7 protein-coding genes are annotated in these 6,806 nt (G+C 69.1%); 4 read left to right on the top strand and 3 right to left on the bottom strand.

Annotated features, from left to right (window positions below):
- The first annotated feature begins 129 nt into the window (after positions 1-129).
- Positions 130-798, top strand: coding sequence for a FadR/GntR family transcriptional regulator (locus GEV28_RS17950; RefSeq protein ID WP_367115121.1), 669 nt, complete (start codon positions 130-132; stop codon positions 796-798).
- Here GEV28_RS17950 and GEV28_RS17945 read toward each other — a convergent pair.
- On the bottom strand, positions 786-2,090 hold the full coding sequence (locus tag GEV28_RS17945; protein ID WP_291413229.1) for an MFS transporter: 1,305 nt from the start codon (positions 2,088-2,090) through the stop codon (positions 786-788). The two genes, GEV28_RS17950 and GEV28_RS17945, sit on opposite strands and share 13 nt — an antisense overlap.
- Positions 2,091-2,372: 282 nt before the next feature.
- On the opposite strand from GEV28_RS17945, the gene GEV28_RS17940 reads away from it, so the two are divergent.
- From GEV28_RS17940 to GEV28_RS17930, 3 genes are all read left to right on the top strand, one after another.
- Positions 2,373-3,008, top strand: a complete 636-nt coding sequence (locus tag GEV28_RS17940; RefSeq protein WP_291413228.1) for a cupin domain-containing protein — start codon at positions 2,373-2,375, stop codon at positions 3,006-3,008.
- Between the two features lie 39 nt (positions 3,009-3,047).
- Entirely contained in the window at positions 3,048-4,193 is a 1,146-nt protein-coding gene (locus GEV28_RS17935; protein WP_291413227.1) for an ABC transporter ATP-binding protein, read from the top strand.
- Between the two features lie 88 nt (positions 4,194-4,281).
- Positions 4,282-5,493: an MFS transporter gene (locus GEV28_RS17930; RefSeq protein WP_291413226.1), complete on the top strand. Its 1,212-nt coding sequence runs from the start codon at positions 4,282-4,284 to the stop codon at positions 5,491-5,493.
- An 8-nt stretch (positions 5,494-5,501) separates the two neighbouring features.
- Here the strand turns inward: GEV28_RS17930 and GEV28_RS17925 are convergent, their stop codons facing one another.
- Positions 5,502-6,371: an NAD(P)-dependent oxidoreductase gene (locus GEV28_RS17925; protein ID WP_291413225.1), complete on the bottom strand. Its 870-nt coding sequence runs from the start codon at positions 6,369-6,371 to the stop codon at positions 5,502-5,504.
- Complete coding sequence (locus GEV28_RS17920; protein WP_291413224.1) at positions 6,368-6,802, bottom strand: Zn-ribbon domain-containing OB-fold protein; 435 nt, start codon at positions 6,800-6,802, stop codon at positions 6,368-6,370. Before GEV28_RS17920 ends, GEV28_RS17925 begins: the two co-directional genes overlap by 4 nt.
- Positions 6,803-6,806: the final 4 nt, after the last annotated feature.

The raw sequence follows: 6,806 nt of genomic DNA, 5'->3' as shown, positions 1-6,806 counted from the left end.
TATGCAACAATCGCATCTACGAAGTGCCCTTTCGGCTATGGGTATCGGGGTATCAGCAACTCCGATTCTCCCAGGTCAAAGGGCACTTCTGCTGTCACGACACACTCCCGGTGACAATCCGCGCGGTGGATCCAGGCTCAGGTCATCGTCGACCAGATCCGGATGCTCATCCACCAGGGCAAGCTCAAGCCCGGCGACCGGCTGCCGAGCGAGCGCGAGCTCTGCAGCAGGTTCGGGGTCAGCCGGGTCACCGTACGCGAGGCGTTGCGGGTGCTCGAGGCGGGTGGCCTGGTCGACATCCGGGTCGGCGCGCACGGCGGCGCGTTCGTCACCACCCCGACCAACGCGCGGCTCGGCGAGGGGCTCGCCGACCTGCTGCGGTTGAGCCCGCTCACCGCCTCGGAGGTCACCGAGGCGCGGATGGTCTTCGAGCTCGGCATCGTCCCGATGGTGGTCGCGCGCGCCACCGAGCAGGACATCACCGCGCTGCGCGAGATCTGCGAGCGGCAGAAGGCCGCGCTCAAGGACGACACGTACTCGATGTCGCTGTCCGCCGAGTTCCACACCAGAGTCGCCGCGTGCACGCACAACGTGGCCATCGAGATGCTGGTGGAGAGCTTCCACGGGCCGATGCTGATGTCGTTGAAGGAAGCCAAGACGCGCGCGCCGCTGATGGGCCGCAAAGGCGCGGGCGAGCACGCCAAGTTCGTCGACGCGGTCGCCGACGGCGACGTCGACGCCGCGATCATGCGCGAGCACCTGCAGCGCACCGCGGACCGGGTGGCTCAGACGTCCTGAGCGGGGTCCCGGACCGCGCTCCCGGTGGCGTCCCGGGCGGTGGCGGCGCTCGCCGCGCGCAAGCGGCGCAGCATCGGCGTCAGAGCGAGGGCGGCGAGCCCCGCCGACACCCCGGCGAGCAGCAGCCCGGCACCGGCGCCCCAGTGCTCGCACAGCCATCCGGTGAGCGGGCCGCCGATCGGGGTGCTGCCGAGGAACACGAGGCTGTGCAGGGCGATCACCCGGCCCTGCATCGCCGGCTCGGTGTTGATCTGCAGCATGGTGCGGGCCAGCGTGTTGAACGAGACGTTCGCGACCCCCAGCGCCACCATCATGCCCAGCGCCAGGGCCAGGCCGGGCACGAACGCCGCGATCACGTTCACCCCGCCGAAGATCCACGTCCAGCGCAGCAGCGACCACGACGTCACCGCCCGGCGGCCCGCGCTCACGAGCCCGCCGAGCACCGCGCCGATGCCGAGCGCGGAGGTGAGCCACCCGTAGACCTCGGGGCCGCCGTCGAGGGTGTCCCTGGCCAGCAGCGGCAGGACGACCCGGAAGTTCTGGCCGGCGAGCCCGACCACGGCCACCAGCAGCATGCACGCCCGCAGCTCCGGGTGGCCCCAGACGTAGCGCAGCCCCTCCCTGGCGCCGCCGGACACCCGTGACGCGCGTGGCACCCGGCGCAACGCGGCGGTGTTCATCCTGGCCAGTCCGAGCAGGACGGCCGCGAAGGACACCGCGTTGACCGCGAACGCCATGCCGATGTCGACCGCCGCGATGAGGATGCCGGCGACCGCGGGCCCGACGAGCCGGCCCGCGTTGTTGACCGTCGAGTTCAGTGACTGGGCGTTGACGTAGTCCGCGGGCCCGACGACCTCGGTGACGAACGCCTGCCGCGCCGGCACGTCGACCACGGTGACGAAGCCGAGGCACAGCGCGAGCAGGTAGACCATCCACAGCTGCGCCACGCCGGTGAGCACCGCAACGGCGAGCACCGCGGCCAGCACCCCGCTCACCGCCTGGGTGGCCATGATCGTGCGGCGCCGGTCGAGCCGGTCCACCAGCACGCCGCCCCACAGCCCGAACAGCAGCGTCGGCAGGAACTGCAGCGCGGTCGCGATGCCGAGCGCCACCGCCGAGTCGGACAGGTCGAGCACCAGCCAGTCCTGGGCGACCCGCTGCATCCAGGTGCCCACGACGCTGACCGCCTGGCCCATGAAGTACAACCGGTAGTTGGGCACCGCCAGGGAGCGGAAGATCCGCCCCGCGCCACCACGCGCGCGCGCCGCCATGACCGCCACCGGTCGCCGCAACGAGACCCTCCTCATTATTGGCCCAATGGTATAATGTTTATCTCAGCTGTGAATGGACCGCGCGAACTCCGCCACAGGAGGCTATGGCAGCGACGGTGGCGATGATGAGACTCGGCGCCATGGAGTTCCCCGGGGTGCGCCACTCGCCGGCGGACCGCCGCACGACCCCGCGCGGAGCGACGGGCGCCTAGGATAACTTTTCCGTAACTGTCCCGAAAAGGGTTAGACCTTTAGTCCACCGCTGGAGTGTACTCATCTGTACTCGACCCGAAGGAGTGAAGAGTGCGCGACGACTACGGAAAAGGCGTACTTGCCAGCGAGAAGAAGAATCGCGACACGTCGGAGATTGCCGCCCGGGACGAGTTCAACCGGCAGCACCCGCCCATCAAGGGTCTCGTCGTCCCGCACGACCTGCGCAAGATGGACCTGCCGGAACGGAAGTGGCGCAACAACCGCGGCCACTGGTTCGACCTCGCCGACTACGAGGTGCTCAACGCCCACCTCGCGGAGCTCAAGCCCGGCTCGGCCTCCGTGCGCCACCGGCACACGACCGAGGCCTATCTCTACGTGGTGAAGGGCAACGGCTACTCGCTCATCAACTACGACGACGAGCCGGTCGAGGTCGTCGAGTGGTCCGAGGGCACCTTGTTCGCACCCCCGCGCTGGGCCTGGCACGAGCACTTCAACCTGGACGAGAACGACACCTCGCGGTATCTCGCCATCCAGGACACCGGACTGCTGCGCACGATGAAGCTGCACAACATCGAACGCCACCCGGTCCAGCTGTCGATGGAGGAGGGGGCCGAGCTGATGCGTGCCGCGGTCACCCAGGGAACCGTCCACGGTGGACACGGCCAGGTCGCCGGTCAGGGCGACGGCACGGTCGTCGAGCCGGTCCGCGACCCGAACGCCAGCTGATCAGCCAGACCGGACGCGGGTCCAGATCAGGAGGTCACTGTGCTTCGCGTGGAGAACCTGGCCAAGTCGTTCGAGGGAGAGGTGCGCCGGCGCCGAGCCAAGACCGGGAACGGGACGGACCGAGTGTTCGCGGTCAACGGCATCAGCTTCGACGTACGTGAGGGTGAGATGTTCACCCTGCTCGGGCCGTCGGGCTGCGGCAAGACGACCACTCTGCGCTCCATCGCGGGGCTCGAGCACCCCGACGCGGGGGTGATCGAGGTCGACGGCCGGGTGTTGTTCGAGGGTCGGGACGGGCGCAAGCCGCGCAGCGTCCCGGCCAATGAGCGCGGGCTCGGCATGGTGTTCCAGTCCTACGCGATCTGGCCGCACATGTCGGTGTTCGCGAACGTCGCGTTTCCCTTGCAGGTCAAGAGGCGCGGCGCGCGGCCAAGCAAAACCAAGATCGCCGATCAGGTGCACCGGGTGCTGAACACGATGGAGCTCGACGATTTCGCCTCCCGGCCGGCGACCAAGCTCTCCGGCGGCCAGCAGCAGCGGCTTGCGCTGGCTCGCGCGTTGGTAGTCGAGCCGTCGCTGCTGCTCCTCGACGAGCCGCTGTCCAACTTGGACGCCAAGTTGCGGGAGTCGTTGCGCTACGAGCTGAAGCGCCTGCAGCGCGACCTCGGCATCACTTCGGTCTACGTCACCCACGACCAGACCGAGGCATTGGTGCTGAGTACGACGGTCGCGGTAATGAAGCACGGCAACATCATTCAGCTCGGCCGGCCACGGGAGATCTACGAGAACCCCAACAGCAGGTTCGTCGCGGAGTTCATCGGCACGACGAACATGCTCACCGCAACCGTCGAGGCGAAGGCAGGTGACCGATACACGGTGCTCACCGTCGACGGGCCGCTCGCGCTCGACTCCGCTGTGGACATCGCGCCGAACCGGGACGTCGTCGTCTCGATACGGCCGGAGGCCGTGGAGATCGACGTCGACAGCCGGGCCAGCGAGGTACCGAACGAGTGGAAGGGCACGGTGGTGAATCGCGCCTTCCTCGGCGAGGCCGTCGAGCACGTGATCCGGGTGGGAGAGCACGAGATCCGGGCCCGCGGGAACCCGTCGGTCTCCATCCAACCGGGCACCGACGTATTCGTCCGGATGGACCCGGCCAAGCTGACCCTCGTGCCGGTGGACTGACGAACATAGTTCGAAGGCAGCCACGAGCTGACAACGATACGGGGGTGAGCTACACGCTATGTTCGGCCGCGTAGCGCTACCGGAGGTTATGCGGAACCGCGACTTCAACCTGTATTGGGCCGGCGTGGTGGCCTCGCAGATCGGCACCCGCGGCACGGTCGCCGCCAACTTCTTCCAGGTCTACGACCTCACCGGCTCGATCGCCTACACCGGGCTGGTCGGCGCGGCGCAGGCGGTGGCCCTGGTGGTGCTCAGCCCGCTCGGCGGCGCGCTCGCCGACCGGGTCGACCGGCGGCGGCTGCTGCAGGGCGCCCAGACGGTGGCGCTGCTGGTGGCGGGGCTGCTCGCCTGGCTGACGCTCACCGGCAACGCGCTCGCCTGGCATGTCGTCCTGTCCGTCGTGCTCACCACCGCGGCGGCCACCTTCGACCAGCCGGCCCGCCAGGCGTTGATCCCCGCGCTGGTGCCGCGCAACCAGATCGCGCAGGCTATCGCGTTGCTCAACCCCTCCCGGGAGCTCGCGATCCTGCTCGGGCCGCTGATGTCCGGCCTGCTGATCACCGTCGACGGGCCGGGGTTGATGTACGCCGTGGACACCGCGACCTACGCGCTGCTCGTGGTGATCCTCGCGCTGCTGCGAACGCCTCCGCTGCCGCGGCCGGAGGAGAGACGTACCGTCGTCCAGTCCATCATGGAGGGTGCGCGGTACATCGGGCACCGGCCGCTGATCTACACGCTGATGAGCCTCGACCTCGCGGCGACGGTGTTCAGCGCGTACCGGGTGCTGCTGCCCGCGCTCGCCGTCGACGTGTTGCAGGTAGGGTCGACCGGGTACGGGATCCTGTCCGCCGCACCGTCGGCCGGCGCGCTGCTCGCGACCTACTCGGTGTTCCGCACGGTGGAGCGGAGCACCCGGCAGGGCAAGGTGCTGCTGGCCGCGACCGCGCTCTACGGTGTCGCGGCCATCCTGCTGGCGTTCTCGCCCGTGTTCGCGATGGCGATCGTGGCCGCGTTGCTGCTGGGCGGCTTCGACGCGATGGCGACGACCATTCGGCACGCCGCGGTCCAGATCGACACACCGGACGAGATCCGTGGCCGGGTGACCGCGTTCTACCAGATGTCCTCCCGAGGCGGCCCCGCCCTCGGCGACGTGGTGGTCGGCGCGTTCGCGGGTCTGGTGGGTCCGGTGGTGGCGCTGAGCGTGGGCGCGGTGGCGACGATCGCGGTGGCCGCCGGGTTCTCCGTCAACGACAACGTGGTCCGCTCCTACAGCGGGATGGTCAGCGACGACCACGCGTGACTCCGCGGTTACGTCGACTGGCCGCCGTCCGCGTCGCGCAGCGGCCCGTCGTGCAGGAGCCTGACCAGTCGCGACACCGTTATCGAGGTCATTACCTCCTGGGAGGTCCGCCCGATCGGCAGGGCCCAGTCGACGGCCTCGGCCATCGACATGGCGTTCGCCAGGTCCTTGGCATGCCAGGTGAGCCGCATCCGCTCGAGCTCGCGCAGCGTCCGGCTGTCCGTCGGGCCGTCCATCAGGGCTCGCCGCATTGCTGGAACCGACACGCCCCAACGCCGTCCCAGTTCCAGCGCCTCGGCGAGTACGCTGATCTGCGCCCAGTGCACCAGGTTGTTGACCGTCTTCCCGACCTGGCCGGCGCCGAGCGTGCCCAGGTGATGCACGCTCGACGTCCACGGCGCGAGCGCCGGGCGGACTCGATCCAATGCCGCCGCGTCGCCGCCCACCAGCAGGTTGATGCTGCCCTCCTGCGCACCGCGCACACCGCCGGTGAGCGCCGCGTCCAGGACCGTGACATCGTCCGGGGCGGCCGCCGCGACCTTTTCGCAGGTCTCCGGCCGCACCGACGCACTGATCAGCAGGACACCACCCGAGCGCATTCCGCTGAGCACGCCGTCATCGCCGGTGCAGGCCACGAGAACGTCGTCGTCACTCGGCACGATGACGACCACGACGTCGCTGCGCGCGCCGAGCTCGACCGCACTGCCCGCGCCGGTCGCCCCACGCGCGGTGGCCTCCTCGACCGCGGCCCGGTCCAGATCGTGAACCACGACGGGAAAGCCAGCGTCCAAGAGGTGGCCTGCGATCGGCCCGCCCATGGCACCCAGACCCAGCGAACCGACCAGCAGCCGCGTCGCATCCGCACGCTGCTCGGTCACGTGGTATCACTCCGACGGAAGCGGTGAAGCGTGAACTCATCCGAGATGTCCTCGTACACGACCGACACCGGCATCCCGACGTGGATCTCGTCGTTCGGGCAGTCGACGATGTTGCTCTGCAGCAACGGCCCCTCGGCGAGCTCGATGATCGCGACGTTGTAAGGGATCTCGTCCGCGAAGCCGGGATGGTACAGCTTGTGGAACACCACAAAGCTGAACACGGTTCCCTCGCCGCTGACCTCTGCCCACTCCATGTTCGCCGAGCCGCAGCTGCCGCAGTGCGCCGGGGGCCACTCATAGGCGCCACAGTCACGGCAGCGCTGCACGCTGAGCTCATGCCGCTTGCAGGCGTCCCAGAATCGCTTGGTGTCGGCGTCCAGCCCGGGAAAGGGCTTGTTCCAGCCGGTCTGCTCGGCCGTAGGTGCGCTCACGGTC

The organism is Actinophytocola sp. (genome assembly GCF_009379765.1).
Lineage (GTDB): Bacteria > Actinomycetota > Actinomycetes > Mycobacteriales > Pseudonocardiaceae > Actinophytocola.
The sequence above is the reverse complement of the archived record's forward strand: the minus strand, read 5'-3'. Positions and strand labels throughout refer to the sequence as shown.